The organism is Tardiphaga sp. 866_E4_N1_4 (genome assembly GCF_052076075.1).
Classification (GTDB): Bacteria; Pseudomonadota; Alphaproteobacteria; order Rhizobiales; family Xanthobacteraceae; genus Tardiphaga; species Tardiphaga robiniae.
Genome location: NZ_CP197242.1, coordinates 3,997,293 through 4,021,357 on the forward strand (window position 1 = coordinate 3,997,293; position 24,065 = coordinate 4,021,357).

Annotated in this window: 25 protein-coding genes; 3 read left to right on the top strand and 22 right to left on the bottom strand. The window is 59.2% G+C overall.

Annotated features, from left to right (window positions below):
* Positions 1–671 precede the first annotated feature (671 nt).
* The 3 genes from AB8B20_RS19325 (at position 672) to AB8B20_RS19335 (ending at position 4,300) form a co-directional block, all read left to right on the top strand.
* Positions 672–1,328, top strand: a complete 657-nt coding sequence (locus tag AB8B20_RS19325) for a hypothetical protein (protein WP_439074267.1) — start codon at positions 672–674, stop codon at positions 1,326–1,328.
* A 471-nt stretch (positions 1,329–1,799) separates the two neighbouring features.
* The gene (locus AB8B20_RS19330; RefSeq protein ID WP_175369204.1) at positions 1,800–2,684 is read left to right on the top strand and encodes a hypothetical protein; all 885 of its coding nucleotides are present in this window, start codon (positions 1,800–1,802) and stop codon (positions 2,682–2,684) included.
* Between the two features lie 902 nt (positions 2,685–3,586).
* Positions 3,587–4,300 (top strand): response regulator transcription factor, encoded by a 714-nt coding sequence (locus tag AB8B20_RS19335; RefSeq protein WP_184512373.1) that lies wholly within the window; start codon positions 3,587–3,589, stop codon positions 4,298–4,300.
* Positions 4,301–4,469: 169 nt separating this feature from the next.
* On the opposite strand, the gene AB8B20_RS19340 is transcribed toward AB8B20_RS19335, so the two are convergent.
* The 22 genes from AB8B20_RS19340 to AB8B20_RS19445 form a co-directional block, all read right to left on the bottom strand.
* Positions 4,470–4,922 (bottom strand): hypothetical protein, encoded by a 453-nt coding sequence (locus tag AB8B20_RS19340; RefSeq protein ID WP_439074266.1) that lies wholly within the window; start codon positions 4,920–4,922, stop codon positions 4,470–4,472.
* Positions 4,919–5,410: a hypothetical protein gene (locus AB8B20_RS19345; protein WP_309941954.1), complete on the bottom strand. Its 492-nt coding sequence runs from the start codon at positions 5,408–5,410 to the stop codon at positions 4,919–4,921. The genes AB8B20_RS19340 and AB8B20_RS19345 overlap by 4 nt, the downstream gene beginning before the upstream one ends.
* 33 nt (positions 5,411–5,443) lie before the next feature.
* Positions 5,444–5,908, bottom strand: coding sequence for a rod-binding protein (locus AB8B20_RS19350; protein ID WP_309941951.1), 465 nt, complete (start codon positions 5,906–5,908; stop codon positions 5,444–5,446).
* A gap of 36 nt (positions 5,909–5,944) precedes the next feature.
* On the bottom strand, positions 5,945–6,340 hold the full coding sequence (locus AB8B20_RS19355) for a hypothetical protein (RefSeq protein ID WP_089263451.1): 396 nt from the start codon (positions 6,338–6,340) through the stop codon (positions 5,945–5,947).
* A 6-nt stretch (positions 6,341–6,346) separates the two neighbouring features.
* Positions 6,347–7,093 carry a flagellar biosynthesis protein FliR gene (gene fliR, locus AB8B20_RS19360; protein WP_089263450.1) on the bottom strand — a complete coding sequence of 249 codons (747 nt, stop codon included), beginning with the start codon at positions 7,091–7,093 and terminating at the stop codon, positions 6,347–6,349.
* The gene (gene flhA, locus AB8B20_RS19365) at positions 7,090–9,177 is read right to left on the bottom strand and encodes a flagellar biosynthesis protein FlhA (protein WP_439074265.1); all 2,088 of its coding nucleotides are present in this window, start codon (positions 9,175–9,177) and stop codon (positions 7,090–7,092) included. Before flhA ends, fliR begins: the two co-directional genes overlap by 4 nt.
* A 75-nt stretch (positions 9,178–9,252) precedes the next feature.
* Positions 9,253–9,519 carry a flagellar biosynthesis protein FliQ gene (fliQ, locus tag AB8B20_RS19370; RefSeq protein WP_068729862.1) on the bottom strand — a complete coding sequence of 89 codons (267 nt, stop codon included), beginning with the start codon at positions 9,517–9,519 and terminating at the stop codon, positions 9,253–9,255.
* Between the two features lie 3 nt (positions 9,520–9,522).
* Positions 9,523–9,933, bottom strand: a complete 411-nt coding sequence (gene flgD, locus AB8B20_RS19375) for a flagellar hook assembly protein FlgD (RefSeq protein ID WP_093757659.1) — start codon at positions 9,931–9,933, stop codon at positions 9,523–9,525.
* A gap of 15 nt (positions 9,934–9,948) precedes the next feature.
* Positions 9,949–10,356 (bottom strand): flagellar biosynthesis repressor FlbT, encoded by a 408-nt coding sequence (flbT, locus tag AB8B20_RS19380; RefSeq protein ID WP_093758186.1) that lies wholly within the window; start codon positions 10,354–10,356, stop codon positions 9,949–9,951.
* Between the two features lie 8 nt (positions 10,357–10,364).
* Positions 10,365–10,724 carry a flagellar biosynthesis regulator FlaF gene (gene flaF / locus AB8B20_RS19385; RefSeq protein ID WP_439074264.1) on the bottom strand — a complete coding sequence of 120 codons (360 nt, stop codon included), beginning with the start codon at positions 10,722–10,724 and terminating at the stop codon, positions 10,365–10,367.
* A 28-nt stretch (positions 10,725–10,752) separates the two neighbouring features.
* Positions 10,753–11,796, bottom strand: a complete 1,044-nt coding sequence (locus tag AB8B20_RS19390) for a flagellar hook-associated family protein (protein ID WP_439074263.1) — start codon at positions 11,794–11,796, stop codon at positions 10,753–10,755.
* A 5-nt stretch (positions 11,797–11,801) separates the two neighbouring features.
* Positions 11,802–13,271, bottom strand: coding sequence for a flagellar hook-associated protein FlgK (gene flgK / locus AB8B20_RS19395; protein ID WP_093757662.1), 1,470 nt, complete (start codon positions 13,269–13,271; stop codon positions 11,802–11,804).
* A 32-nt stretch (positions 13,272–13,303) separates the two neighbouring features.
* A complete protein-coding gene (locus tag AB8B20_RS19400) occupies positions 13,304–14,554 on the bottom strand; it encodes a flagellar hook protein FlgE (protein ID WP_439074262.1) in 1,251 nt (416 codons plus the stop codon).
* A gap of 74 nt (positions 14,555–14,628) precedes the next feature.
* Complete coding sequence (locus AB8B20_RS19405) at positions 14,629–15,195, bottom strand: transglycosylase SLT domain-containing protein (protein ID WP_439074261.1); 567 nt, start codon at positions 15,193–15,195, stop codon at positions 14,629–14,631.
* A complete protein-coding gene (gene fliK / locus AB8B20_RS19410) occupies positions 15,158–16,381 on the bottom strand; it encodes a flagellar hook-length control protein FliK (protein ID WP_439074260.1) in 1,224 nt (407 codons plus the stop codon). Before fliK ends, AB8B20_RS19405 begins: the two co-directional genes overlap by 38 nt.
* Positions 16,378–17,487, bottom strand: coding sequence for a chemotaxis protein (locus tag AB8B20_RS19415; RefSeq protein ID WP_439074259.1), 1,110 nt, complete (start codon positions 17,485–17,487; stop codon positions 16,378–16,380). Before AB8B20_RS19415 ends, fliK begins: the two co-directional genes overlap by 4 nt.
* A gap of 74 nt (positions 17,488–17,561) precedes the next feature.
* Positions 17,562–18,899 carry a MotB family protein gene (locus tag AB8B20_RS19420; protein ID WP_439074258.1) on the bottom strand — a complete coding sequence of 446 codons (1,338 nt, stop codon included), beginning with the start codon at positions 18,897–18,899 and terminating at the stop codon, positions 17,562–17,564.
* A gap of 1 nt (position 18,900) precedes the next feature.
* Positions 18,901–19,596, bottom strand: a complete 696-nt coding sequence (locus tag AB8B20_RS19425) for a hypothetical protein (RefSeq protein ID WP_439074257.1) — start codon at positions 19,594–19,596, stop codon at positions 18,901–18,903.
* A complete protein-coding gene (fliF, locus tag AB8B20_RS19430) occupies positions 19,593–21,242 on the bottom strand; it encodes a flagellar basal-body MS-ring/collar protein FliF (RefSeq protein ID WP_439074256.1) in 1,650 nt (549 codons plus the stop codon). Before fliF ends, AB8B20_RS19425 begins: the two co-directional genes overlap by 4 nt.
* A 129-nt stretch (positions 21,243–21,371) precedes the next feature.
* A complete protein-coding gene (locus AB8B20_RS19435) occupies positions 21,372–22,625 on the bottom strand; it encodes a flagellin N-terminal helical domain-containing protein (RefSeq protein WP_093757670.1) in 1,254 nt (417 codons plus the stop codon).
* Positions 22,626–22,847: 222 nt separating this feature from the next.
* The gene (fliP, locus tag AB8B20_RS19440) at positions 22,848–23,582 is read right to left on the bottom strand and encodes a flagellar type III secretion system pore protein FliP (protein ID WP_439074255.1); all 735 of its coding nucleotides are present in this window, start codon (positions 23,580–23,582) and stop codon (positions 22,848–22,850) included.
* Positions 23,579–24,064, bottom strand: a complete 486-nt coding sequence (locus AB8B20_RS19445; protein ID WP_439074254.1) for a flagellar basal body-associated FliL family protein — start codon at positions 24,062–24,064, stop codon at positions 23,579–23,581. Before AB8B20_RS19445 ends, fliP begins: the two co-directional genes overlap by 4 nt.
* Position 24,065: the final 1 nt, after the last annotated feature.

Below are 24,065 nucleotides of genomic sequence, written 5' to 3' on the forward strand. Positions count from 1 at the left end.
CTTTGATGAATCGCCAGGGCGTGCAGTCGGCAAAGCCTTTCGCCGCTCGCCCGCGAGGGATCGGACGTTCCCCCGTCCAAAGCACATCCGTCTCTTCGGGATAGATATCCTTGCAGTAGTGCCAGGAGCCCAATTCGAGGATTCTCGGTCTGGTCCTATTTGGGCTTTCTGCCGTCGCACTCACCGATGGAATTCCTTAACAGACGAGGCCAGCTCACGGGAGTTGCAATAGAACGGGTATCACCATCACGGATTGATGCGCGACACGACATGAATGCAACAAAAAAGCGCGTCTGACGAGGGCGAAGAAGGCTGCAACATGCCCGTCTGCAAGCGTTTTTGGCGAGCTGGCCTCAAGGCGCCTTTTAGCCTCTCCCAAAGCCGCCTGCGATCCGACACCCTTCATCCGCTTGCTGCACCGGCTGCAGTATCTACAACACTCGGCGGGGACCGCTGCTCAACCTGTTGAAGGTCGGCGGGCATTCCAATTTTCGCTTTCCGCACCGCAACCGCTGACGCGGCAGGATCAGTCGATGAGCGACCCCCGCGCCACCACCCATATTCCATGTCTTCAACTGGGTGCACCACGCGCTGCAGCCACATCCTCTACAGGACATGATGAAGCATGACATCCTGAGCGCGCGGCGGACTGGATCCATACCTGGCGGGTCATGAAGCTGATCGCATATCAGGGTGGACAAGGCCGAGCGTCGGCACGTCAGATAACCGAACTGTCGGAGCTGAAGGACAGGCGCCAACAAGACAATCAATGTCGAGCGAATGCCAAAGGCAGAGCCCATGCCGCAATGCGGCGGGAGCACCATGCCCGTCCTCTTTCAACTCGATCCACTCCAACGATCTTGGTGACAGAAGGTCGTCAACAAGGGACTCATTTTGAATGGATCGAATTTGACAATTCGCAACGAGACTCAGTCGGCAGTACCTTGTGGTTCGGGCGGATCCTGATCAGGCGCATCACCAAGCGCCTTCCCCCGGGCGAGACTCCGTTCTTCCTGCACCCTGATATTATGCATCAGAGCTGTGAGGCGACGGCCAGTGATGGGCTGACCATCACCCTGGGTAACGCCCTGCGCAGCAAGGCCCGCAGCAATTTCGGTCCACGTTGCGCCGTCTTCACGGTGCATCCGCTCCAGTTCCCGAAGGTTCTTTCGAATAATTTCAGTCGCGCCGGATTTGATCTTGCCGATCGGCGAATCCTGCCGCTCGGCTTTCAACAATTTCACGTAATCGCGAAGGCTTTTGAGATCGATATCCATGGCCACGGCAATAGTGTCGGTTTCTTAAAACGCCACTTCATCAACCGATGAATAGCCCCTATCGATCTATTATCAAGATTTACGGCATTTAACTCAATGCGCGGATTTACCGATTTGATCTGATAGACTTTGGAGTGAGGCAGCTCGACTCATCTATATTTTTACGAATCAATTTCAATATTCTTTGGGTCGACTTTAATTTGATTGTCTCGCATCTCATTGATCGTGCGTGCGCCATTCTCCATTCTTCGATCAAATCGCCACCCCGTGACGATCGTGAGATGAGCGGCTAGCATCTCGTGACCACACGAAGACCACACCGATAACTACACAACTCCTATGCGCTCTTGTGCACGACATATCAGTGCGGACGGCACCCGATCATCGTTCGAACGATCTGCATCGTCGTGCGATGAAGATCGACCGTCGGTTGATCGTTTGCGCACACATCTATCTCGACGGCTTCGCGCAAGCTTCGCTTGTTACGCCGCTCTTACGATTTGATTGCCACTGCAGACAGTCATGACCAATGCAAAGATCAGCATGACGATGTCCAAGAAACCGTCGGATTCACAGTCGACCGCTGTGGAAAACGGCAGCCTGTTTCGTGAGCAATCACCGAATTCACACTCCACGCCAAAACCTCATATCGCTGCTGCCGCTGCGATCGACGAGCTTCTGGCCAGCGAAGCGCGGGCGAATATGCAACGCGCTCGCATTTCCACCCGCGAAGAGCCGATCAAGGCAAAGGTGCGCTTCACTGTGCCGCCCGCCCGTATTGTCGCAAGACCGTTACAATCGCCGGCATGGAAAGCTCCATTCTTCTCCCTGGCGATGGTCGTCGGCCTGTCAACGCTCGTTTCCGCTGGCGCGATTGCCTATCTGCTCCTGCGGCCGATGACATCTTCAGCCGTATCTGATGCGGATCTTCGCAGCATTCGCGATTCCGTCGCGCAGCTACGACGGCAAGTTGCGGAGATGACCGGCGATGTGGCGAGCAGTCGCGCTGCCGCTGAAGCTGCCCGTACGCAGGCCGCCGAACAGGCAAGCCGCGCACAAGATCGTGCCGACCGCGAACAAACCGCTCTGGCTGCGAAATTTGCACGCATTGCCGATGAGAAAGCGCAAGCGGTACAGGTCGCAGCCACGCTGGCGAATACTGCCGATATCACCGGCACGGTGCAGCCTCAGGCGCAACGGCCAGCAAATACGTCACGCGAAGTTATTCCCGGCTGGCACGTGCGCCGCGCCTATGATGGCGTCGCAGTGCTCGAGGGGAAGACCGGCGTGATTGAGGTCGTGCCGGGGCAGGATGTCCCTGCTCTCGGGCGGATCCAGGAAATCAAGAACGAAAACAACCGCTGGCAGGTTCTGACCAGCAGAGGCGTCATCCTTTCAGGTCGCTGAATTGATGCCTCGATCTGACTGATCGATACTAACGGCCACGCACAGGCAGGATGCTCGTGACACGCTGGATGACTACCAAGGACGACGCCGACAAGATCGGCAACTTCGGATTCGTATCGAGCGATCCGAGCGCCCTATATGGCACGCTCTTGAGAGCGGATATCAGTATTGGCCGATGCCGACTGATATCGGACCCACGCAATCGCATGTTGCTGCCCCGCACATGACGAACAGACTCTCGCTCCATATGCCCGCGCACGACAATCAATGCGTTTTTCCGTGTGGTACTGCACTGGTTCAAACCGGTGAAGTCGCGATTGCATCTGTGACGACACGCTGTGAGATAGTTCGATGCAAAAAGGGGCCGACTAAATCGTCGCCCTTCTTGAATTATCCACTTGTTAGTTTGCTTCAACTGCATGGTTTGCATGCACGACTCTTTGCAAATTTGTGCACCTCGACTACTTGATGATGCGGTATCATCTTGATGACCAGTATGCCGATTCGCGTGTGTGACAACTCGGGCAAGTTCAGCCGATCAAAGCGCCAGATATCGACGATACGGCACGCGATCGGCTACCTCCCCCGTTTTGACATTAGCGCTGGTTCGGTTCTGCCACCGACCGTGCACGACCATGAGATGTCATGTCGTGTTCACATAGCGAGAGGGAGCTCTCTGAAACTACGGATGAATGCAAGCCGGAGAATGTGAGCTGACCGCATCACAGCATTGGGTATCCCGTAAAAAGCGACCGGGCCTCCCATTTGCAAGTCAGCGAATCGCTCAAAGGCCCATCCATCCGCTCAAGTAACTGTTGTGTTGCGTCTTCAAGACAAAAATGGGGCGAGTGCGCCTAATTCGACCCCATAACGATATCAAGGCGAACACGCAGGGGATTAAAATGTTTGTTGTAATCGATGACCGAGAGGGCGTCACACAAGGCTATGCGGCCGGGTTTGATCGCGAAGGGGTTGTATCGATTGGCTTCACTTCTACAGACTTTCGCGATTGGCTGGAATGTGCCGTTGGTAATGATTTAACTGTCATTCGGGCCTTTCTGCTGGGCGATTGTCCGGATCGGACGAGCATCCCATCCAGTATCCGCAACAGGTCACGGGCGCCGATTATTGCGCTCAACAGCCTGAAGCACCTCAAGCAGACCATTGAGTTATTCGAAGCTGGCGTCGATGACGTCGTTCACGCACCGGTCCACGTCCGGGAGATCATGGCACGAACGGCAGTTATTCGCCGCCGCACCATCGATCAGCATGAACCGGCACAAACGAGCGTAATTCGTGTCTTTCTCGATGGCCGCGACCCGGAGGTTGCCGGTCGCACTTTGATTCTGCCACGACGCGAACTACGCATTCTCGAACACCTGGTCGGGCATCAGGGCAAATGGCTGACGAAGACCCAGCTCTTCAACGCCATCTATGGTCTGTTCGATGCCAGCTTCGATGAGAATGTGATCGAAAGCCATGTGAGCAAGCTGCGCAAGAAGCTACGCGATCATCTCGGCTTCGACCCGATCGAATCGAAGCGTTATATGGGTTACCGGCTGGACGATCTGAAGTCTCGTCCCGCTAACGAAGCGCCTATTTCAAAGGCGAACTAAGGCTCACGCCTTACGCGCAAGAGGACGCCGACCACGGCGTTGGCGTCCATCGCCTCCTCGAACTGCTGTGCAAGACACAGAACTTCTCGCGCAACACGAAGTACCACACATCCACCACGCCAGATCATCGAGCATCACCGTACCACAGCGATGACCACTCGTTGTAGTCTCAACGGCGAATCTGATCCTTCGACACATAGTTGAAATCCTGCACCAGGACTTCCTGCAGCGCGTCCGTCTGCAGACGCTTGTTGACCTGCGCGCGCACCGTCTGTGCGAATTGTGTGAGGTCGTAACGAGCGAGATTCTTGAAATCGAGCTTCTGGTCGCCATAGATCATACGGAATGCTTCATCGACCACGAACGGCTCCGGCGGCACCGGCAGCTGACGCAGGACTTTGGCGTTAGCGGTGAAGACGAGCTGGGTGACGATATAGCCCTGAACGCTGCCGTCGGCGATCATCGGCACATTGATCACCTTGACCTTTTCATAAACCAGACCTTCAGGTTGGTCCTGCTTCGCGGGCAATGCGGCCGCAGTCTCCTTCCAGTAGGAGATCCCGAAACTGGTACCCACAGTGACGAGGCAGGCCCAAATGCCCGTGATCAGCAGCTTCATCATTTGCGCTTGCCTGCGATCGCCAGGGAATAGGTGCCGTCCGATTCAACCTCTTGGATCGAACGTGCGATGATGGCCGAGACCTCACGCACCGCATCGAGATGGATCTGTAACGCCGCTTGATTACGGATCAGGCTGGCGCGCAACAGTGTGAGTTGCGGCGCGACGCGCGGATCGCTCTTGATGTCCTGAGTCAGCCGCATCGCGCGAGTCAGCTCGAGCAGACCACGGTTCTTGCGCTGGCTGAAGCCGTCGAAATCCACTACCGCGCGAACCTCAAGCTTCTCCGTCTCTTCGTCGATGGTTGCTTTCAAGCGATCAATCGCGGTCAGCGCGCTGCTTTGGGTGCCGAGCCATTGGCCAGGCGTATCGTCCGCCTCGCCGAAAATGGGGGCTTCCTGCGCAGCCGATTCAGGAAGGTCATTCTCAGGCAAAGCCAGAGCCTGCGCCTCGACGGTGATGATTGAGGTCTGCTGTTCGATCTGTTCCATGTCGATCTCTACTGTTATGGCCGGATTCGGCCGTTAGCCTTCGGAAGTTGGAGCCGATGTCGGGCGCGATTTGGCCAGTTGCTTGGCGATGCCGACGCCGTTGCCCTTGGCCATTTCATTGCCGATCTGCTCGGCGAGCATCGAACGCCAGATATTGCCGGCAGTACCCTTGCCGAATACGTCCTCGGCGTCCTTCGGCAGCATCGTTTCCACGAACATCTGCAGCACGAAGGCTTCGAACTTGCGATAAGTCGGATTGCTTCCTTCTGCCTTCCGGATGATCGGCGTCGTCGCGACCTCTCCGCCGCTGATCGGTACAGCCGTCGCGCTCTGCGCCGTCTGGCCCGCAGCGAACTCTTCGGCGATCGCGGATGCAAAATTCGCTTTGTCTGCCGGCGCCATCCGCTCGAGCCTGGTCGCCGCTACGCGCTGGGCGGCCGGATCGGCCGCCTTCATGACATCCGCGATCAGATCGTTAGATACCGGGGCGACTGTCATGACATACCCTGCGCAACTGTCAGAATTCCCATCGGTCTATGCTCCCTCGATCGACCGCCGTGCGGCCTTGTCGATCTCGTCGTCCAGAACCCGCTTTTCGTCGGCCCGAACCGTGCGTCCGACCGCCGACTTCACCATTTTCAGCGCATGTTTCAACTTGCGGCCTTCGTCGCGCGCATGCGCCGCCAGTCTTTCCCTGGTCTTGGCTACGACGCCTTGCTCGATGCTAGCGGCGCGCAGACTTTGGCTGGCGGTCTGCACGGCCAAATCCGGAAGCTTGCTCTCATCATTGAACCCTTCCAGAATGAGGCGCTGCTTCTCCTCGAGCTGGTTCTCCCGTGCCTGGCATTCCATCAGCTGCCACTCGGCAATCCGGTGCAGCCTTGCCTGCACGGCGGCGATACGGCGGATCTTGTGGTCGCGCTTCTGCATGGTTCGTCACCCGGACAGCCAGGATGCGAAAGCGATGCTGAATTGCAGCACCATTTCGCGGCCCGTGAGATAGAGCAACAACAAGCCACCGGTGAGCACGAATGGAATCGAGATGAAATAGACCGGGATGCTCGGCGTCAGTTTGTTGGCGAGACCAACCGCGAAATTGACGATGACAGCATAGACGACGAAGGGACTGGCGACCCGGAGTGCCAGCGTAAAGGCCATGGAGAGATGATCTACGAGTTGCGTTAGCCCGCCCTCGGCACTGATTCCGGTCGCTGGCAGCCAGATCTGGTAGGAGCCAACCAGACCGCGCAACAATTCCCAATGCTGGTCGGTTACAAAGAAGACCACCGTCGCAGTCAGCGTGATCAGCGGTACCAGCGCCGGCACATGCTCGCCATCGTCGGCGACACCGGGGAGGGTCAGACCGATTCCCGAGGCGACGAATGTAGCCATCGTTTCCAGCGCCGCGAAGAACATGCGTGCAGTGAGTCCAATGACCAGGCCCACCATCAGCTCGGACATGATCAGGCGGAGGAGATCCGGCGCCGTCGCCGCTTCCACAGCCGGGCGAACCGTGGACTCCAGCAGGGGCGTGAGCATCAGGGTGACGCTGATAGCGAGGAACAACCGGATCTGCGTCGGGATATTGACGCGGGAATAGCCCGGCGCCACCATCATGCAAGTCCCGATGCGGCAAAAGATCAGGAACGTGGCCAGGATGGAGACCGAGCTGCTTGCGATCAAGATACAGCTCCGAGCGACATCACCTCGGCCCCCCGCGCGATTTCCACATGCGACAGCACCGGCAGCGTGGGGAACATGCGCTCGGTGATCATGCGAACATAAGGACGGACGTCAGGTGGCGCCACCAGCACCGCAGTGTCGCCATTGGCAGCCGCCTTGCGGACCGCAACCGACACGTCATCCGCAAATTGCTCGACCAGCCGCGGATCGGCGTCGAATTCCACGATCTCACCCTTGCCGTCGCGCTTGATGCTCTGATGGAAGGCGAGGTCCCAGCGATTGCCGAGGCGGAGCACCTTGAGCACGCCGTTGTCGGCGAAATCACCGCAGATCTGCTGCGCAATGCGCATCCGTACGTGCTCGGCCACATGCTCGGACCGACGCACATGCGGCGCGATCTCGGCGATGGCTTCCAGAATGAGATGCAGATTGCGGATCGAGATCCGCTCTGCCAGCAGAAGCTTGAACACCGCCTGCAGCCCGGAATAGGAAATCTGCGATGGCACCATATCCTCGATCAGCCGCTTGTATTCGGGATCGAGCCGATCGATCAGTGCGCGGGTGTCCTTGTAGGTAAGGAGCTGGGCCAGATTGTTGCGGACAACCTCACTGAGATGTGTGAGCAGCACCGAGATATTGTCAGCGATCTTGAATCCATCCTGTTTGACTTCGTCGATGAACGTCTCCGGAACCCACATCGCCTTCATCCCGAAAGCGGGTTCGATTGTCTCGTCGCCCGGAACATCTGGCTTCCGATCGCCGTCAAACAACACGAGAGACTCGCCGATACGTAATTCGTGATGGGCCACGACGGTGCCGTAGATCTTGATACGATATGACTTCGGCCCGATGGAGAGGTCGTCGGTCAGCTTGATCTCGGGAATGACGAAGCCATATTGGGCAGCGAAACGCCGCCGAACCTTGGCGACGCGATGCGCCAATTCCCCATGGGCATTCAGCATCTGGATCGCAAGCTGGCTACCGACGCAGAGCTCGACATCGGAGGTCTTGAGCAATTCCTTGACGGAATCCCTGTTCTCGATCTGCACCTTTTCCTGAACCTGCGCGATGCGTGCCTGTTCCACCTTCGCGCGGGCGGCCTGCTGGCGCGGCAGCGTAAAGCTCATGAAGGCCATGGCGCTGCCAAGCAGCGCGAAGGGCAGGAACGGAAGTCCGGGCAGCAGACCGAGCGCGAACATCATCATCGCGGCAACTGACTGGGCGCGCGGATACTTTCCGAGCTGCTTCAGCACCATCTGCTCGGCAGAGCCGCGGGTACCGCCCTTGGAGACGAGCAGACCGGCCGAGAGCGACACAATCAGTGCGGGGATCTGCGAGACCAGGCCGTCACCGACCGAGAGTTTGGTAAAAACATCAGCGGCGCGTGACAGCTCCATGCCATGATGAGTGACGCCGATGATGATGCCGCCAAAGATGTTGATGGCGGTGATAATCAGGCCGGCAATGGCGTCGCCGCGCACGAATTTCGAGGCGCCATCCATGGCGCCGAAGAACGAACTCTCCTCCTCCAGCTCGTGGCGCCGACGCTGCGCTTCCTTGTCATCGATCAGACCGGCCGACAGGTCGGCGTCGATCGCCATCTGCTTGCCGGGAATGGCGTCAAGCGAGAATCTGGCGCCGACTTCGGCGATACGCGTCGCACCTTTGGTGATCACCACGAAATTCACGGTGACGAGAATTGCGAAGATAATCAGGCCGATGACGAAGTCGCCGCCCATCACGAACTTGGCGAAGCCGGCGACGACGTAGCCCGCGGCGTGCTCTCCCTCACCGCCATGCGACAAGATCACGCGCGTGGTCGCCACGTTCAGCGCCAATCGCAGGATGGTGGCGATCAGCAGCACGGTGGGAAATGCCGAGAAATCCAGCGGCCGCTGAATCCACAACGACACCATCAGGATCAGCGCGGACAACGCGATCGAGAAGGCCAGGCCAAGGTCGATCAGGATCGTCGGAACCGGCAGCACCAGCATCACCAGAATGGTGACGATGCCGAATGCAAAGGCGACGTCCGTGCCGGCCCGCCGTTCGGCCGGCAGGGCTGAAATCGTTACGTCGGCCATGGCAATTCTCGCGCGAATATCATGGCCGCACTGTGCAGCGCCGACCTTGCGTGAAGATGGTGGAGACGATGGCGGCTAGAAGCCGCGTTCGATCCGGCCGTAGAGCACTTCGGTGAAGGCGAATATATGGGCTCCCATGAAGGAGCCGGTGACGGCGACCACGATTAACATCACCACGATCTTGGGGATGAAGGTCAACGTCATTTCCTGCACCTGGGTTAGCGCCTGCAGGAGGGCAATGACGATGCCCACGAACATCGCGGCGCCAACCGCCGGGCCGGCGGCAACGATGATAGTCCAGATCGCCTGCTGGGCGATATCGAGGGCGTCGCGCTCGTTCATGGTTCAGCTAATGGTAATGCCGGGCCCGAGCTGGACCTTCGTGCCGTTTTCGAGCGTCGCAACCGCACCGCCCTGGATGATATAGACTTCCTTGATCTTGCCGGTCGTGCTCGTTCCGCTTTCATCCGTGAATGAAGCGGTACGGCCGATCAGGCCTTCTGCCTGGGTAATCGCGCTGGTTGACAGCAGCGTATCGAGCTTCGCATTGGTCTGAACCGCCTGTTCGACGGACGACAGCTGTGCAAGCTGGCTCATATATTGGGTTGAATCGGTCGGATTGGTGGGATCCTGGTTGCGCATCTGCGCGATCAGAAGCCGCAGGAAGCCGTTGTAGTCGATCATGCTGGTCGACTTCGGCGGCGTCGTCGACGTGTCTGTCGTGGATTTCGCGGTATCTACGCCGTTGACGATCATCTCGCTCTCCCTGGGTTAGGCCACGACCGGCAGCAGCATGTCGGCGCTGCCAAGGATCGCCTGTTCGACTTCGAATAAGGCCCGGATCTTCCGCAACGCCTCGTAATAACGCTTCGCCTCGACGAGCTCCTCGATCGCATCGAGGCCTTGCAGCAATTCCTTGTTGTCGGCGGCCGCGTAAATCGCGCAACGCTGATGCCCAAAAACCGCACGCGCCTGCTCGATATCCCCCGGGCTCATCAACATCAGTTGCACAACGAAATAGAGCTGCCGGAGCGGCGTGGTCGCGTCGGCGACCTGCATGACCTGACTTTCCAGCAGAAAAGTCACGTCGTTGATCAATTCCAGCGTCACCTTACGGTCGACCCGCAAAACTGCGCCGTTAATATAGATTTTCTCGCCCGATCGCAGCGATATGCACATTGGCTTCTTCATGCCAGCGAATCCCGGATAACGATATTGATGGCGACGAGATCGCTCACGTCCGACAGTTGCTCTTCCCGGAGGCGCTCGGCTTCCTTGACAACCCAGAGGCCAATCGAAATCAGCTGCGCTCGCAACTGCTCCGGCAGGCCGTTTCGCGGACTCGACAGATCTTCTATGAAGAAGGTCCAGAGATTGCGGATATAGAGCAATGCGTCCGCCTCTTCGGATGAAGCAAGCGCTCCGCTCTGGATTTTCTGAAGCAGTGCAATGCCGTGATTGAGCGCTTGTTGTTCCCTGGATCGCGCCTCACGGCCGCTATCCTCGATTTCCGCGTCGTAACCTGCCAGTGTCATTTCAATCGACAACCTGTTGCTTCATAGATCAGCCCGCCGATCAGAGATAGTTGAGGATACTGAGTCGCTGAATTTGCGCTGTCAGCGCGTGTGACATTTCCAACTGATTCTTCAGGCTCGTGACCCGGACGGACGCTTCTTCCGGATCCACAACTTCCATCGCATTGACCTGCTTGTTGACGATGTCGATCTGAACCTTGAGACGACTGGTCGCATTCGTCGTCTGCTCCTGCGAGGTGCCCAGACGTGCACCGACGCTCGCCAGATCCGAGATCGAGTCGGCGATCACCAGCCACGCTTTGTCCGTAACCGCCTGGAACGTGCTCTGATTCAAGCTTTTCACATCGAGCCCACTGAGCATCGTGTAAGCCATCGCCAGTTTCCGGAACGCCTTGTCATTGGCGCTGGCGGAGGAATCGACGGTTTGTGTCGTGGAAATACGATTACGCACGACCTGATCAGATGCCGAAGACCAGTTCGTTCCCCAGGCCGGATCGTCGAATTCGGTCGCAAACGCATTGTCGAGGAAATTATTCATGGCAGCGGGTGTAATGTTTTCAGATCCCACGGCGCCGGGTGCGAAACCAAAGGCGGCAGTGAAGGCCGCATCGATCGCCGTCTTGCTGGGCGAGCCGGCCTCGTATGGCGTCATAGGCTCCTGCCCGGTATTGATGCCACCGAAGAGATACTGCCCGTCCATCGCGACATTGAGTGACGTGAGGAGTGATTGGAGATTCGATGTCGCGGGCTGAGCAATGATGCCGCCGCCATTTGCCGAATTGCGCGCCGCCAGAAGGTCCTTCTGGAAGGACTGCGCAGTTTCGATCAACTGGGAGACGCGCTCCTGTGCGACGTCGAGGCGAGAGCCAACGAGCGCATTGGTATCGACGAGTTTCTCCATATCGAGAAGCTCTGCGCGTAGAGTGACGTCGCGGCCGGCGAGTGCACCAAGGCCCTCCCCGACATCGGCCAACCTGCCGGTCGTCGCTTCCTTGGTCGCCTTTGCGAGCGCAACTTGGCTTTTCGATGCGGCGATCCGCAGGGTGGTCGAGATCGAGTTTGACGAGATGAAATTTGTAGCCATATCGATTACCCCACCGCCATCAGGAGTTCTTTCAGCATATCGTCGATCGTCGAGATGAGCTTCGACGATGCAGAGAAGGTGCGCTCGACCTGCAGCATGAAAGACATTTCGTCATCCATATTGACGCCATTGACATTCGACAGCGCGTCGGCGCTACGCTCCAGGAGCGTCTGACTATAGGTCGCCTCGTCGCCCACGCTCTTGCGCTGCGATTCCAGCCAACTCACCGACGAGCCGGCAAAGTCGACAAGGCTTCCGCTGGGTTTGCCCAGGGCAGCCGGATCGAAGGTTCGAGATGCCGCCATGCCGTCGACGAGGCCCTGAATACGGGCGAAAAAGCCTGCTTCGCCTCCGGTATTGTAGACGTAGTTTGCGCCGTTGATGCCGCCGTCGCGAATCAGGCTCGGATTGCCACCCAGCGCTTGATCGACCAGAGCAGTAACCTTGATCGTCCCGGCGAGCCCGACATTGATCACGCCCGTGGTCGGCATGGTCGGTCCACCGGCATAGGTGAATAGTCCGGCTTGATCTGGCCCAGCGGCAGCGGTCTGGTCCTTTTCTGCAAAGACCTCGATCACGCCACGCGCTATTTCGTCAAGCTGGTTCTGATAGGTTACCATCTTGTCGTCGCGAAGCGTCGCCAGGCCAGCGAGCTTGCCGGAGCTGATCGGCATGATCGCGTTAGCGCCGGTGACGGGAACGCCGTCGATGACCACAGCGTTACCCGTTGTGCCGGCCGTGTAGGAATTTGTCGGACTGAAGGTTACGGAGCGAGCGGTACGCTCGAACAACGTGACCCCAGAATCCGTATAGACAACCATGTCATTGTTTGCGCGGGTGGCAAACGTGATCCCGACCTCCTGGGACAGCTTCGACAGAATACTATCGCGCGTATCGAGGTAGTCGGTGACGTCGGAGCCGGAGATCGTTCCCTTGATGATCGCCGTATTCACCGTCTCGAACTGAGCCAGCAACTGATTGATATTGCCAACCGAGGTCGCCATCTCGGCATCAGCATCAGCCCGGGTCGTTTGTACAGTATTGGTCGCATCGTTCAGAGCCGTGGCGACGCCCTTTGCCGCCGTCACGGCAGTCTGTGCAAAGGTGACGTTGTTCGGCGCCGAGGCATATTGCTGCAAGGCGTTTTTCAGCTTGGCGAGCTGGGCCGCAGCCGATTGATCGAGTTCGGGGTCGTCGATCGTGACCGCCGCAACTTTTTGCAGACCGTTGTAGAGGGCATCCTGCTGTGCCGAGGTGGAGACAGCCTTGACGACATTGTTGAACAGACCGGCACTGGCGGCCCGCTGAATACCACTGACATAGACACCGCTGCCCGGCTGGGAAACGATCAGAGCATTCTTGCGGGAGTAGCCGTCCTGATGCAGGCCGGCGACGTTGCGGGAGATGACGGAAGACTGGACGCCCGACGCCATAAGCGACGAGCGGGCCGAATTGAGTGCGACCGTAAGTGACATTGGAGACTCCCGTCAGTGATCCGCGCTGTGCGCTAGCGCTTCAGGTTGACGAGCACGTCGAGCAGGTCCGCACCGGTCTGGAACACCTTGGAATTCGCGGTGTAGCCACGCTGCGACTCGATCATCGCTGTGAGCTCGTTGGCCAGATCGACGTTGGATGCTTCGAGCGCCTCCGGCTTGATGGTGCCGAGACCGCTATTGCCCGCGAAATCGACCTGGATGTTGCCGGAGTTGGTGCTGATCGAATAGACATTCCCGACTTCGGGCGAGAGATTGTCAGGGCTCGGCACCGTCGCCAGCGGGATCTTGTAGCTCGCGATTCGCGTGCCGTCGTCGAAGATCGAATACATGGTGCCGTCTGAGCTCACCTCCACACGGTCGAGCGCGCTCGGCGCGTTGCCGTTGGTCGTGGCCTTGAACTGGAACTCGTCCGCGACCTGCGTCATACTCGACATATCGAAAGTGACGGGCGAGCCGCCCGGGATTGTGAAGGCCATCGAGGTCGGGCTTGCGGCAGCGAGGCGGCCCTTGCCGGTGGCGCTGACGTCGAAGGTAAATGTCTGGGTGGTGCCCAGCTGCGACCCGACTGCATAGGGGAAGCCGCCGCCTGCTGCCGCGCCTGCGCTGTTGTAGATCTGCACATCCCATGTATTGGCGGCTGTCTTGAACATGTACATGTCAAGTTTCACCGCATTTCCAATATTATCGTAGGTGATGACCGACGTTTTCGACGTAAAGTTCGGCGGCCCGGCGCTGATCGCAGCATTGGAATCCAGGTTGGCGCTACTGATGCCTGCCTGGGTCGTCGGATTTCCCATCAAGGACTGCTGCGCGATGTTTACGACCTCGAGATTGCCAAGGCCGTTGGCAACGACGTTCGGCTGGGCGCCATTCTTGATGTTGTAGCCCATCAGATAGTAGCCACCGGTATTGTAGAGATTGCCCTGGCCATCCGGAACGAAAGAGCCAGCGCGCGTGAGGTAAGGTGTGCCACCCGCATCGCTGACGACGAAAAAGCCATTGCCCTGAATCATCATATCGGTCGCAGAAGTCGTGTAATTCGCCGTACCGGGATCAGAGATCGCGTAACGAACCTGCGTCTCGACACTGCCGGAATTGTAGTTTCCGGTTCCGCTGCGAAGGATAAGAGAGGAGAATTCCGTCGAGGCGCGCTTGTAGCCCGTGGTATTCACGTTCGCGATATTGTCAGCGACCGTCGCCAGCTTGTTCGACTGCGCGTTCATGCCGGAGCCGCCTGTGCGCATCACCCCATACAGACTCATCGATTATCCTCCGTTTCACGTGTCAGGTATTAGAATTGAAGTTGCTTGTGCGAGGCTGGCGATTATCCACAGGGTCATCGTGACGCAGTGCGTTCCGCGCAGAAGTCGCGCGCCTTGCTCGTCCATGACCCGAATCCGCTCGCGACAAGACTGCCGATAACACTGCAGATGTAGCGTTTCTGGCCGACGACATTGGTCGGTCCGGCGTTGTAGCGCGCGACAGCCATCGTCCAGTTTCCCTCGCGCTCACGCAGATCTTTCAGAAATCGCGCGGCATAATCGACATTGCGCGCCGGGTCGAACATCGCTTCCACGCTGGAAAACTTCTCGCCGTGATAGCGGTGATTGATCTGCATGCAGCCGAGGTCGACCAGCTTGGCACCCTTGCTTTTCTCCTCGGCGAAACGCGCAACGGCATTGCGCAGATCGGTGGCCAGCACAGTCCTACCATCGACATTGAGCGCATAGGGATTCAGCACGCCCTTGCGCCCGGTCTCGCTGAGACCGACCGCAAAGAGAACGCCGAGTGGCACATTGTGACGACGTGCCGCGCGCGCCATCTCCCGTTCGCACGGCCCCCCGGCGCGAGCGTCAGTCGCAGCGCTAGATATACACAGTGCTGCTGCGAACCCGATTGCCATTCTGATCCTGCTGCCGCTCGGACGACCTTGGCGATTGCTCATGATCCTGCCTGTTATGCCGTGCGCCGCTCTGCGCATCGCCGGACGACCGACCCGAAGAACCACCGTCCGCCTGCGATCCACCTGACGACGGCAGCGAAGAACGCTGATCGGACGGCGCTTGCTGTTGCTGCTGACCGTTGTTCAGATTTGCGTCGGGGGTGCGGGTATGATCGATCGCTGCGATGTCGAAGGTGTAGCCAGCCGACTGCATGGCGTCGGTGAGCGCACCGCGCTCCTGTCGCAGCATCTGCGTGGTCTCGTAGCGATCCGCAGTGAGGTGAATCTCCACAGAATCGCCGGCAAGCCGCATCTTCACCGTGACAGAACCGAGATTGGGTGGATCGAGTTCGAGCGTCATCATGCGCACCGGCCGGCTATCCGCGGCTTTGTTCGTTTCGAGCCCCGGCGCGTCGGCCGCACGAGTCCCTTCAGGTGATGCGACGGTCGCCAGATCAGTCGCCATTCGATCGACGATCTTCTGCAGCGTCGTGACCTGTTGCACGGGCTCGAAATGCGTCTCTTGCTCACGGACGGCCGCTTTCGCGACCGGAAGCGGCTTCGTATCCGTCGTCTCGGCCGTCAGCGTGAACCGGTGCGTGGCGGCCGCATCGGCGTCAGGTACGTCGGCCGTTGCAGCGAGAATGAGCTTCGTGGGATCGCGCGGAGCATCATCTGCCTTCACGTCCGATAGCGAAATGCGAGGCGCCGCCTTGTCATCGCTTGCCAAAGGTGAATGCGCGTGATCGAGTTTGGCCATCACCGCGCTGAGCGCAGGATCCGGTCCGCGCCAGAGGGCAGATTTTGTCGCCCCCTCCTCTCCCTTCGTGGCCTTCGAATCGTCATCATCGGTTTGATCGTCACTGACGTTCGGCTTTTGCGCGACTTCACCGGTCAATTCCGCAAGAACGGATGCCGCGTCGAGCACAGGTTTAGCGTCAACGATTTTCGCGTCATCAGCTGTCTTGATAACATGCGGCGTGACTGTTTTAGGTTCCTTTGAGACCAGGCGGAGCTGCTCGCGAAAATGATCAGCTTTCTCCTTGCCGTCCTTGGCATGGGCACCGCCGTTCAACCCACCTTTCGCTCCAGCCTTTCCGGCCGCTGTCTGGCGGAGCGCTGCCATTAGGAGATCTCCATTGTTCATCGGGCTTTCTCCTTTAATTGCTCCTGCGACGCATCGAGCAGCTTTTGCGCGCGATCGACGGCAGCAAGAGAGCGACTGAAATCAATGCGCGGCCGCATAGCCGTCTTCGCTTCGCTGCTTCCGTCGCTCTTGGCTTTTGCCTCCGGCAGCGCCTTTCGAACATTCAGTCCAATGGCAAGCGCAGCGGTTTGCAGTTCGACATCACGTTCGGATAGTTTTGCCTTGTCGATCTGCTCAAGCTCGGCGATTGCCGTACTGTGTGCAGATGTGGCAACGCGTGCCGCGGCACGATACAGGCGCGCGCGGACACGCTCGGCACTGTCGTCATCGGACAATGCGAATACGCGGTCGGCGGCGAGCACCGTCATTTCAGTCTTGCCGCGAACCAATGCCGTTCTTGCAATCAGAAGATAGAGTGCCCGCTGGCTCGCCCGATCGAGATGATCGAGCACGGCGACAAGACGCGGGAAACGATCGGGGCGCTGCACGAAGCTGAAGCGTGCCACAGAGAGCGCAAAGCGCTGGCGGAAATTGCCTGCATAGATAGAATGCCTATATCGGCGAAAGTAGCGCACCGCGAGGGCTTCGAACTTGTCGAAGTCGTCGTCCTGCCCGACGATGAAAATCTCCCGACGCAGTGCCGCTTCCTCGACCAGCGTGCCCGGCATCATCAACCGCACCTCGTCGAGCAATGCGATCGCGACCTTCAGGTCGTCCTGCGCAACCAGTGCCGATTGCACCAGCGCAATCTCCGCACCGAGCGCCGCAGGCAGACTGCGTGGCTTGATATTGGCGAGCTTCGACTTCGCTTCGTCCGTGCGCCCTTCGACATAGGCGATAGCGCCATCGACAATGGCCTCGTCAATATTCAGCACGTTGCGGGAGCGGAGGCTCGCCACCACTTGCGGCGACCCGCCACTCAAGAGGAAGGTGACAGCTGCGCGCGAATTGCGTGGCTCCTTCCAGACGGCAGCATCGGCTTTTAGGAAGTTCTCACCCAGGCGTTTCAGCAGGGCGGGTTGGGAATTATGAGCGTCGAGATCACCGCGTGCGATCTGATCTTGCAGCATCTGCAATGAACGAACCATCTGATATGGCTCGCGCATCTGGTCGTCCACCGACTGCGCATGTGCGCTGCCAAGACAGGCTAGAAGCGTTGCTGCAATGATCCTGGCGCTAGTCATAATATGGGAGCACGGATCAGAAGTTCGATGCGCCGGTTCTGCGCGGCGAGCGGATCATTCTGAATTTTCGGCCGGCGGTCCGCATAGCCCTCGATGCGCTCGACCCGCCCGGCGTCGAGGCCGCCGCGCACCAGCATGTGATACGCCATATGCGCACGCGCGGTCGAAAGCCGCCAATTGTCATATTCCGATGTGCGATAGACCCGGCTATCGGTGTGACCGCGCACGATGACCTGGCCGCGGTTTTGCGCGATCATCGGCGTGATCTTGTCGAGCGCACGAACGAGACCGGGCGTAGGTTCGGCCGAGCCGTTGGCAAACATTCCGTAATTCACGTCATCCGTCAGATTGATCAGGAGTCCCTCGGGGGTCTCCCTCACTTCGGCCACCGGACGCGCCGGTCCAATTGCCGCCAATGCCGCCGAGATCGCGGCCTGGAGCTTGGCGGCGTCCATCGGCTGGGCCTTTTCAGCCTGGGCTGGCGCCTTGTCAGGCTGCCCCTGAGATTTGTCAGCCGGCGCTGCGGTCTTGTCAGCCTGCGCCGGTTGCGGGCGACCCGCTGCCGGATTGGGCTTGTCGCCCTCGTCGGCGAACAACCCGGCGGGCTTCGGTGCCTCCTGCTTGTCGGATTTCGCGGGAGTTGAATTCGATCCGGACATTTCCTGACCCGGGGTGCCGGTGGCATCAGGCTTGGCATCGAGCGGGCGCGGCTCCTGACCCTCGCTCGCCGCGGCAGCAACATCCTCACCGAATGGAAGGCTGCCGGCTTCCTTGCGCCCTGAGAGCTTCTTCTCAAGCGACGAGATCGACGCCATCGGCCAGTTGATCGGATCGAAGGGGTCTCGATAGGCCTCTCCGCCCTTCAGCCCTTCCTTACGATTCGGGTCGAGCGCCGCGCTGGTCTGTCCCGGACGCGGAGGACCGCCGGCAATCTCCGACAGCACCGCATAAGGATCGCGAAACAACGTCGCCTCGCCATAGCGCGGTTGTGGAGGCTGCGGACGCGCAAGCGCATCGGTCGGCTGGCCTGGCTCCGGATGCGGCCACTTGTTCTCGCCTTCCACGGCCTTGCCGGGATCAACTCGCCGTGCATCGTTGATGCCTTTGCGATCCGGCGTCGAATCCGTGAGCTTGATCGGATTGAAGTAATTGGCCACGCTTTCGCGCGTTTCCTGATTGGTAGCATTGATCAGCCACATCACCAGGAAGAATGCCATCATCGCCGTCATGAAGTCGGCGTAAGCGATTTTCCAGACGCTGTTTTTCGTCTCGCCGCTTTCTAACGAACTGCGGCGGCGGATGATCACTATTTCTGGTGGAAGCGGATCGGCCATCTCAGCTCTGGACCGCCATCTTCAGTCGTTCGGTCCAAACCTTGAGCTGAGTCTCAAGCACAATCTGATCAACGACAATCGACGCTTCCGCCTCGGGGCCGGCACGCAATTCCGATGCGATTGCGCGGACGCCGAGCTTGCTGCGGATCAGTTCGAGCAGCTCCGATGGGCCTGTGATGCGCAGGACCGGGCGGCGGCTATCGGTTGTAATCGACGACAGATGCTCGATGAATGACGTAACTGCCTGTTTCTGCACGGCGTTACTGATGAGCGGCTCGAGGAGCCGAGCGGCTACGCCGGCGATTCTTCCCTGCAACTGGTCGCCCATTTCGGCGATGTCGCCGGCGAGCTTGGCCGCAGTCTCGTTGAGCAGTCGCTGCCGTTCTTCGGCGGCCTGTGCCGCAAGTGCCTGCTTCTCCTGCTCAATGCGCCGTTCGAACTCGGCAAGTGCACTCGCATAGCCTTCGGCGCGACCGCGCTCATAGCCATCATCCTCCTGCACGAGAGGCGGCTTTGGCTGCATCTGCGGCTGCGGTTGAAACGACGGTTGCTGCTTTGCCTTCTGCAGAAGCGGCTGGTGTTGCGGCTGCACGCTGGAGTGATGCAGATGGTCGAACGGAACGACGCGGCTGCGTGTCTTTTGCGGCTCCGGTCGATCGAAGTCGGCGATCAGACGTGCGACTTGCTCTGCGCTCATACCGCTTCCTCTTGCCTGATCCATTGTTTAAGAATTGCCGCCGCCTGCTTCTCATCGAGCTGAATGATCTGCTCCAGCCGCTTCTGCGGCGTATTCTGCATGCTGCTCGAGACGTCCTGAATGAGGTTGGGCGGAGCCTCGCCCCCTGACAGCGCCGCGGTCGCCATACCGCTACTGCTACTGCCGCTAAGCAGCGCATTCGTTTCGGCCTGGAACTGAGTAGTCTCGTCCGTCTTCGCGCTGGCCAGGATCGTATTGATGGCCGGGCGCAGACCGAACCAGATCAACATCCCGGCTACGGCCAGGATGGTGATGGCACTCACGAGACTGCCCGCCTGACGCATCATCACCTCTGTGAACGTGATCGACGGCACCGGCGCCAGGTCGCGCGCGCCCTCCATGAATTCGACCGCCGAAACCTGAATCTGGTCACCGCGCGGGCGATCGATGCCAGCTGCGGTCGCAGCAATCTGCGAGATCTCCGCGACCTTGGCTTCGATCGCAGCATCGCTCACCTTGTCGCCAAGGCTCGCAATGAGACGCGGCCGGTTGACCAGAACGGCGAGAAACATCTTGTTCACCACGAAACCATCACTCGTGGTCGTCACCGTCTTCGACGACACTTCGTAATTGGTGATGTCTTCGCGGCGCTGCTTCTCGTCATTCTGATTCTTGGCACCGGTCGCATTGACCTGCTGATCTGGCAGATTCTGCTGAACGGTCGTCGGCTGCTGTCGATCGAGGCTCTGCGACGTTTCCTTCTCTCGAACGGCGCGCACAGAGCGCTGCACCCGCGAGTCTGGATCGTAGACCGTCTCGTTGGTCTGTTTCTTGTCGGTCGACAGCTGGGTTGCAACGCTGACCTCGAAATTATCCAGCCCCAGATAGGGCGTCAGTGCCCGGCTGACATTCTCCTGGATCGAGCGGCTCACAACCTTCTGCAAGTTCGCCATCGTGGTCGGCGTTGCCCCGACGCTGCCGCTGCCGTCATCATCCGAGAGCAGCGACCCGTCGCTGTCGAGCACGGTGACCTTGTCCGCGGTCATCCCCGGCACGGCCGCAGCCACGAGATGACGCACCGAGCGTGCCGTGCGTGCATCTGCCGGACCATCCGTTCGTAATACGACCGAGGCCGACGGCGGCGACTGCTCACGCCGGAATGAGCCCCGCGCAGGCATCACGATATGAACGCGGGCGGCCTTGACTCCCTTGAGAACCTGGATCGTCCGCGCAATCTCGCCCTCGAGCGCGCGTACGCGCGTGATTTCCTGCATGAACGATGTGAGGCCGAGCGAGCCAATCTTGTCGAACAGCTCATAACCGCCGCCGGTGGTGCTGGGCAGACCCTTGTCGGCCAGCAGCGTACGCGCCTGCGCAGTCTGTCCCGGACGAACATAGACGGTATCGCCCGCCGTGTTCAGATCGAAAGCGATATTCGCGTCGCGCAGCACCGAGCTGACACGCGTCACGTCCTCGCGGCTAAGACCCGAATAGAGGACATTGTATTCCGGTCGGCTTATGTAGTACGCGCCGCCGCCAACGCCGCCGAACACAGCGAGGCCAACCACCGCGAGCAGAATGAGACGCTTCGTACCCAGCTCAAGCAGATTGTTCCAGAGCTTCTGCGCGTGCTCGCGATTGACCATAAATACCCCTGCCCACTTCCGAATCGATCATCGATTGTGAAGCTTGTCCGAGGGTTACGGAGAGCCTGAATGCGAAATGGCCGCGACCATGATTGGTCGCGGCCATTCCTATTCACGATACGAGAGCGATTAACCGCGGAACAGCGACAGGATGCTCTGGCTGCCCGAGTTGGCGATCGACAGCGCCTGGATGCCGAGCTGCTGCTGGACCTGCAGAGCCTGGAGTCGGGTCGATTCGGCGTTCATGTCCGCGTCGACGAGCTGGCCGATACCGCGATCGAGCGAGTCGGTCAGTGTCTTCACGAAGTTCTGCTGCAGGCCGATACGGTTCTTGATGGCACCGAGGTTGGTAGCCGAGTCGGTGATCTTGGCCAGCGCCTTGTCGGTACCCGAGATATAGGTCTCGAGCTTGGCGAGGTCTGAAGCGTTGTCGGTGAGCTTCGAGATATCCAGCGACGAAACGCTGAAGGTCTCCCAGGCAGCGCCGGTATAGGCATCCATGGTGGCGTCGAGAATGCCCTTCTTGGTGTCGACGGCGCCGACGATCGCGGTCAGCGTGACATTGGGCCCGAGGCCGGAAACGGCGGCGTTGATCACGATGTCGGAGTCGTTGCGGCTCTTGAATGCGAGCTGCGTGCCGGCGGTGTTGACGCCGACCGACAGACCGTCAATGCCAAGCTTGTTGATCGCGGTGGCAATGTCGGAGAGCGAGGTCTTGGCCGCAACTGCGATATTGATCGCAGGAGCTGTACCAACCGTCACGGTGATGTTGCCGCCGACGTCGGTCGCAGCAGCGTAAGCGGTAGTGGTGCCCGTCGGGAAGGCCTGGGCGTTATAGGCCGTATCCAGATTGGCGTCGTACAGCTTGACGGCGTTCAGGTCGACCGTGAGCGTGTCGATCTTGACAGCGCCACCGGCACGAGAGAACGACGACACGACGCTCTTGGTCGCGTTGTAGCTGGCCGAGGTCGAGTCGCCCGAGATCCAGTTTTCACCGTTGAACACGGCGCTGTCAGCGGTGTTCTTCAGCTGCTTCTGGAGTTCGGTGATTTCGCTCTGGATCTTCGCACGGTCAACGCCCGGCGTACGGGCAGCAACCAGCTTGGCCTTGATCGACGAGACGACGTCAACGGTCGCGCTCAGGCCGGTATACATGGTGTCGATGGTCGCGGCACCGAGACCGAGAGCGTCCTGCACGGCGCCCAGAGCCTGAACGTCCGAACGCATCGTGGTCGCGATGGACCAGTAGGCGGCGTTGTCCGACGCGGTCGACACGCGATAGCCGGTGGAGATGCGGTTCTGCGTGGTGGAGAGGTTGGACGTAACCGAACGCAGAGTCTGCAGTGCGGTCATGGCCTGGGAGTTGGTCATCAAGCTAGACATCGTATGTCCCTTTAATTTGATTGATTTGCTGGGGACATACCGGACTTTCACCGGTACGAGAGGGCGGCATCATGCCTTTGGGATGTCGATTTCTGATCGACCCAACCTGTCGTGAATTGCAAGCTAGCCGCCAAACCTTACCCAAAGCTGAAGGGAGCGGCGGCTCGTATAGTTAACAGCAATCATTTGATTCGTCACTTACCTCGTAATGAATCAAATGATCTAGAGAAACGACTTCACAAGACCGACTGCGAGCAAATTCCAGCCGTCGATCAATACGAAGAACAGTACCTTGAACGGTAGCGCAAACACCGTGGGCGGCATCATCATCATGCCCATCGACATCGTTAGTGTTGCAACGATCATGTCGATCACCAGGAACGGCATGACGACAAGAAAGCCGATCTCGAATGCACGGCGAAGCTCCGACACCATGAAAGCCGGGATGATGATTCGCAGATCGACCCGCTGACCGTCGAGTTTGACCTTCATACTCTCGGCTGCGAGGTTCTCGAAGGTCTGCAGATCCTTTTCACGTACGTGCTGCAACATAAAATCCCGGAACGGATCCGTAACCCGCGAATAGGCTTCCTGCTCGGTGATCTCATTCTTCATCAGGGGCTGAAGGCCGTTCACCCACGCGCGATCGAAAGTCGGAGCCATCACATAGAATGTGAGGAACAGCGCAAGGCTGATCATCACGATATTGGCCGGCGTCGTCTGCAGGCCGAGCCCTGTGCGCAGGAATGAGAGTGCGACGACGAACCGCGTGAAGCTCGTCACCATGATGAGCAAGCCCGGCGCCAGTGACAGCACCGTCAGCAGCGCGACCATCTGGATGATTCGGCCGCTGGCACTACCCTCACCCTGCGGAAGCAGGGTCGACAGATCCGGAACCTGCGCCACTGCAGCCGTTGGCAGAAGCACCAGGAGCAGGATCGGAATGATACGCTTCATTGCACCACCAGCGTCTCGATGATCAACTCACGGACCCTGCCGCTCGAACGCGTAAGCGCGCGCTCATTCAAGTCTTCGCGTAGATACTGCAGACCGCGGGCACCCTCGATCTGCGCGGGTGTGAGCGTGCGCAGATAGGCTGCAACATCCTCGCCGATGCGGGCGACCACGATACTCGCCTCCTCCTCGGTCAACTTATCGGTCACGATCGAGGCCTCCATGCGGATCCAGGCATTTGGCGGCGCCGCCAGATTGGTCACGACCGGTGTGATCTTGCGCAGACGATCATTGGCATTGAAGGCCGACGAGATCGGCTTCTCCGGGACTTCCTTCTGGTTTTCACTGATGCGCTGGAACGTCGACATCAAATGCAAGCTTGCCAGCGCTCCAGCCCCGACCGAGAGCGCCGTGACGAGCAGCAGGGCGCCAAACCACTGCATGAACCCGGGGCGCTGGCCTTCATTCGCGGTGTCATCGGCCATG

What these genes read in the sequence shown, in the direction of transcription:
- fliF (WP_439074256.1), bottom strand. Translation starts at nt 21,242, where the DNA reads ATGGTCAATCGCGAGCACGCGCAGAAGCTCTGGAACAATCTGCTTGAG.
- flgD (WP_093757659.1), bottom strand. Translation starts at nt 9,933, where the DNA reads ATGATCGTCAACGGCGTAGATACCGCGAAATCCACGACAGACACGTCG.
- AB8B20_RS19445 (WP_439074254.1), bottom strand. Translation starts at nt 24,064, where the DNA reads ATGGCCGATGACACCGCGAATGAAGGCCAGCGCCCCGGGTTCATGCAG.
- AB8B20_RS19400 (WP_439074262.1), bottom strand. Translation starts at nt 14,554, where the DNA reads ATGAGTCTGTATGGGGTGATGCGCACAGGCGGCTCCGGCATGAACGCG.
- AB8B20_RS19405 (WP_439074261.1), bottom strand. Translation starts at nt 15,195, where the DNA reads ATGGCAATCGGGTTCGCAGCAGCACTGTGTATATCTAGCGCTGCGACT.
- fliK (WP_439074260.1), bottom strand. Translation starts at nt 16,381, where the DNA reads ATGAACAATGGAGATCTCCTAATGGCAGCGCTCCGCCAGACAGCGGCC.
- fliP (WP_439074255.1), bottom strand. Translation starts at nt 23,582, where the DNA reads ATGAAGCGTATCATTCCGATCCTGCTCCTGGTGCTTCTGCCAACGGCT.
- AB8B20_RS19350 (WP_309941951.1), bottom strand. Translation starts at nt 5,908, where the DNA reads ATGACAGTCGCCCCGGTATCTAACGATCTGATCGCGGATGTCATGAAG.
- flbT (WP_093758186.1), bottom strand. Translation starts at nt 10,356, where the DNA reads ATGTGCATATCGCTGCGATCGGGCGAGAAAATCTATATTAACGGCGCA.
- flgK (WP_093757662.1), bottom strand. Translation starts at nt 13,271, where the DNA reads ATGTCACTTACGGTCGCACTCAATTCGGCCCGCTCGTCGCTTATGGCG.
- AB8B20_RS19335 (WP_184512373.1), top strand. Translation starts at nt 3,587, where the DNA reads ATGTTTGTTGTAATCGATGACCGAGAGGGCGTCACACAAGGCTATGCG.
- AB8B20_RS19415 (WP_439074259.1), bottom strand. Translation starts at nt 17,487, where the DNA reads ATGCGCGAGCCATATCAGATGGTTCGTTCATTGCAGATGCTGCAAGAT.
- AB8B20_RS19390 (WP_439074263.1), bottom strand. Translation starts at nt 11,796, where the DNA reads ATGGCTACAAATTTCATCTCGTCAAACTCGATCTCGACCACCCTGCGG.
- AB8B20_RS19435 (WP_093757670.1), bottom strand. Translation starts at nt 22,625, where the DNA reads ATGTCTAGCTTGATGACCAACTCCCAGGCCATGACCGCACTGCAGACT.
- flhA (WP_439074265.1), bottom strand. Translation starts at nt 9,177, where the DNA reads ATGGCCGACGTAACGATTTCAGCCCTGCCGGCCGAACGGCGGGCCGGC.
- fliQ (WP_068729862.1), bottom strand. Translation starts at nt 9,519, where the DNA reads ATGAACGAGCGCGACGCCCTCGATATCGCCCAGCAGGCGATCTGGACT.
- AB8B20_RS19425 (WP_439074257.1), bottom strand. Translation starts at nt 19,596, where the DNA reads ATGAGCGCAGAGCAAGTCGCACGTCTGATCGCCGACTTCGATCGACCG.
- AB8B20_RS19345 (WP_309941954.1), bottom strand. Translation starts at nt 5,410, where the DNA reads ATGGAACAGATCGAACAGCAGACCTCAATCATCACCGTCGAGGCGCAG.
- AB8B20_RS19325 (WP_439074267.1), top strand. Translation starts at nt 672, where the DNA reads ATGAAGCTGATCGCATATCAGGGTGGACAAGGCCGAGCGTCGGCACGT.
- AB8B20_RS19340 (WP_439074266.1), bottom strand. Translation starts at nt 4,922, where the DNA reads ATGATGAAGCTGCTGATCACGGGCATTTGGGCCTGCCTCGTCACTGTG.
- AB8B20_RS19420 (WP_439074258.1), bottom strand. Translation starts at nt 18,899, where the DNA reads ATGGCCGATCCGCTTCCACCAGAAATAGTGATCATCCGCCGCCGCAGT.
- AB8B20_RS19330 (WP_175369204.1), top strand. Translation starts at nt 1,800, where the DNA reads ATGACCAATGCAAAGATCAGCATGACGATGTCCAAGAAACCGTCGGAT.
- AB8B20_RS19355 (WP_089263451.1), bottom strand. Translation starts at nt 6,340, where the DNA reads ATGCAGAAGCGCGACCACAAGATCCGCCGTATCGCCGCCGTGCAGGCA.